The following is a 3,873-nucleotide window of genomic DNA, read 5'->3' on the forward strand; positions in this document are numbered from 1 at the left end:
GGCACGACCGGCTTCCGAAGGTTTCAGCGTCTTCTGAAGTTACGGATTCAGGTAATAGATAAGTAGGTGATAGTTTGCTATCAAATATTCTGACCACTAGTCGAGGAATAAATTCCAATTATTTTATAACCAAGACATCGGATCCGGATGGTATTGCCGACCTTTCAAGTGATAAATTTCAAAATCAAGCAATGAATTACTTGCCAAAGAAGTAGCGATCAGGTCTCTAGACATTGCTATTACTGGTAATAAGCGACTCATTAAATAAAGCTGATTATACGAATTCAGGATATATGATTTTATATGGTTAGCTAATTAAGCACAATAAAACCGGGTCCGCGTGTTGATTTTGATTGTCTTGCTCGTCGACCTGAATCTATAAAGTCTTGAATCAAACATGAACTTGTCAGATTTTTTGTTGTCTGAAGAATGTTGAAAAATCCATGTCATGCCTTGAATCATGTAAAAAACGAAAATGAAGTCTCAACCCATACAGCCACTCGTCATTCCAATCCCTGAGCCCGTAAATGTCCGGGCTTCCACTGATGGACAGTTCATGGGTAAGGGTGTAATTCAAATAACCAGCACAAAGATGCTGGTAACTAAATCCCATAGACTGGCCTTGCAGGGTAGGCCCAGGTATCAGCGAGTGATAGAGATAATTAATTCTCTTGTTCATTTTATTCTTTATCATGAGACACTGGCGAGTCGTGCCGGAAAAATCGAAAATTCCAGAATAAAGCCACAAGAAAGAATACCTTTTTTGAGTGCAAATGTGGCAACGATTGCCAAATTATTCTACGGTGAGTCAGTTGCCGCCAATTTGTTTAATTTCATAGATGGTTGCTGTTTCGGTATTACTGCAAATTATATTTTGTTTGCAACTTCCGGCGAACTGGAAAGATTCGATAAAATATTATCCACACTTAGTCAAGATCCTGAGGAGGGCTGGATATTTTGGGGGAGGTATTATTCTAACTTGGCAGACGCAATCGTCACTGCTCAAGATCAGTTTCAGAAAAGACCGAATACAGAGAATCCAGACACACTACTGCTCCTTCAAATGAGGCCATTCTGTGAATCATTATTATTGTTCCAGTATCCTGAAACGACGTACTTTAGTTCATTGATTCCTTATCAGGATATTAGCGCAACAGCCCGACTGTTGGCCTCTGAAAACCTTGCAGGTGATGCTCCTTTTCAATCAACGCCATTTTATACCGCTGGCCTGAAACCTGAGGGCGTTAAAAGTCTGTTATTGCAGATGAGAACCACTGAATATTCACCTGAGCGCTTTTTCCATATTAGCTCAGGAGGCCATATTATTGCCATGCAGGTGTCAAATCAGGGTTACGAGATATTTGATCAAAATATTGCTAACTATAAAAAGTTTTTTCCTATAAACGACGAAGACAAACTCGCTGATTATTTCAAGGATAGAATGCAACAAATGCCTTTTGATATTAGCCTGCCTTTTCATAACAACAGCATTTTCAAGATAAGGGAGTTTTTTTCGAAGTCAATATTAGCAAAAGGCAAGACGGAAAATAAGCAATTAAAAGAGGCCCTGAAAGAAATTCCAGATACTCAACGATGCGATGTTAATGAAAAAAATTTTAATGGTTTCAATCAACTTCATCTTGCTGCATGGGAAAACGACATCGAAGGGATCCATCGGTTACTGGGCAGTCCTGATCTTGCAATCAATAGCCTTGGGGGGGCGAACCATATAAAAGTCAGTCAGAGTCTACTATCTGCCCTTCATTTGGCCTGTTTAAAAGGAAGTACCGGGGCTTTCGAGCTACTGCTTAAAGATGTCAGGTGCTCTCCTACGTTGGCTTCATCACACAACCACACCCCACTGTGGTTCGCCGCAAGTAAAGGTCACAAGTCTATCTTAAAGGCGCTTCTTGAAGTAACGCCTGAGAACCTCAACATTCCTGATGTTGATGGTCAATCTCCTCTATTCATCGCGGCTTTTCATGATCATTTGGATATCGTAAAAGTACTGATGGAATACCCTGATTTGAAAATCAATCAAAAAAGGTATGATGGTGCCACTGCACTACATGCTGCATGCTACGCGGGGAACGTGAAAATCGTGGCGCAGTTGATAACCAGCAAAGATATTCAAATCGATAGTAGAAATGACGATCATGAAACACCGATAAAAGTGGCGGCAAAAAATGGGCATTCAAATTGTGTAGCGGTATTACTTATTCATGGAGTAAAGTACTGGCAAAATTGATATACCAGATTTGCGGGTGCTCCCCCTGTCGAGATTGCTGTCTATAAATAGCGAGACTGTATTGCCAACACCGATTGTATTACCTGAAGACTATTACCTGACCAATTTTCAGCAGCTACTCGGTTTTGTTGAGCGCCAGTACGCTGATCTATTAAATTGCCGTGAAATCGATTTTCTGGACAGGTTCCGGCGGCTGGCGGAGGATGCACAGAAACTCTATGTACGGCTGGTGGGGCGCAAAGGCCCGATGTTTCGGTTGGATAAACTCAGTTATCCGGAAATTGCCGCCATTGAATTGGCGGTTAATGAACTGTCCGGTGCCGGTCTTATGCAGGTCAACCCGCCGCTGGGTCTGGTTGCGGTGTCAGACCTTATCACCAAAAGTGAGTTACTGCGCTGTTTTCCTGATCAGCTTTGGCCTTACCGAAGTGATCGCAAGCAGACCCTGGTGAACCGACTGGTTGATAGCGCTGACCCCTGCCCTGACCTGCCATTTACCATTGTTCAACCTCTCTGCCGGGAAGAGCTGAGGACCTTATTGTTCCTGTTCTTTGGTAACCTCAGTCAGGATTTGACGGAGTTCGTACTTCAGGACCTGGGACTGAATCGCTTTGAAAATTACCCGCTCACGTCCCGGTTGTTCAACAGCCGGGAGGAGCTGGAGCAGGGGTTGAACCTGTCGCAGCTCTGGCAGGCAGTTGCCCGGAACAATAACAAACTTGACCCGGATGAGCTGCAGGCCCTGGCCGCTAATTTACCACCGTCGTCTGATTTCGCCCACCCGACCCTTAAGCGACGTTATGCCCGGCTGGTGAATGCCATTGCCCGCGACCTGGAAAGGCAAGGTGCCTTGCGGGAGGCAGTGGCAAGTTTTCAGCTGTCGTATTTGCCCCCGTCCCGGGAACGCCGGACCCGTATTTTGGCCAAACTCAATGATACGGCTGGCGCTTTGGCACTGTGTGCAGAGATAGAGGCTTCACCGGCCAGCAGCCTTGAGCTGGCTTTTGCCCAGCGGTTTGCCAAAACCCTGAATGGCGAGAAGCGCCAGCGACAAAACACAGGGTTTAATGAACGGGCGCTTGAGCTAAACGACAATGGACAGCGGGTTGAGTTTCAGGTTCAGGCGCATTTCATACATCAGGGCTGGCAGGTGTTTTATGTGGAAAATACCCTGATCAACGGGCTTGCTGGCCTGTGGTTCTGGGATATTATTTTTTCCGACAGGGAGGGGGCGTTCTTTCATCCGTTTCAGAGTGGGCCAGCAGACTTGATGACCCCGGATTTTTATCGGAGCTGTAAAGATGCGATTCATCAACGGCTGGCAGAAATGTCCGGTAACCATTTTCTGGATACTCTGCTGGCAACCTATCACAGGAAGCAGGGGGTCAGTAATCGTCTGGTCATCTGGCCAGCGCTCAGTCCGGAGCTGATTACGCTGGCCGTATCGTTGATACCGATAGAACAATTGCGCTCTATGTTGCAACGACTGATGTTTGATATTGCCCACAACCGCACCGGGTTTCCGGACCTGATCCTGTTTGATCCGGAAAATAGCCGGTACCAGTGGCTGGAACCTGAATCCGTAACTTCAGAAGACGTTGAAACCTTCGGAAGCCGGTCGTGCC

Annotated in this window: 2 protein-coding genes; both read left to right on the top strand. The window is 45.7% G+C overall.

The genetic code is table 11. The annotated features are described in order from the left end of the window. Positions 1–649: 649 nt before the first annotated feature. Complete coding sequence (locus KDK14_RS21680; protein ID WP_257264460.1) at positions 650–2,248, top strand: ankyrin repeat domain-containing protein; 1,599 nt, start codon at positions 650–652, stop codon at positions 2,246–2,248. Between the two features lie 61 nt (positions 2,249–2,309). Continuing rightward, a partial coding sequence (locus tag KDK14_RS07560) for a VRR-NUC domain-containing protein (RefSeq protein WP_257264461.1) occupies positions 2,310–3,873 on the top strand: 1,564 nt, incomplete at its 3' end.

Origin of the sequence: Endozoicomonas sp. ONNA2 (assembly GCF_024606365.1) — a bacterium.
GTDB lineage: Bacteria > Pseudomonadota > Gammaproteobacteria > Pseudomonadales > Endozoicomonadaceae > Endozoicomonas.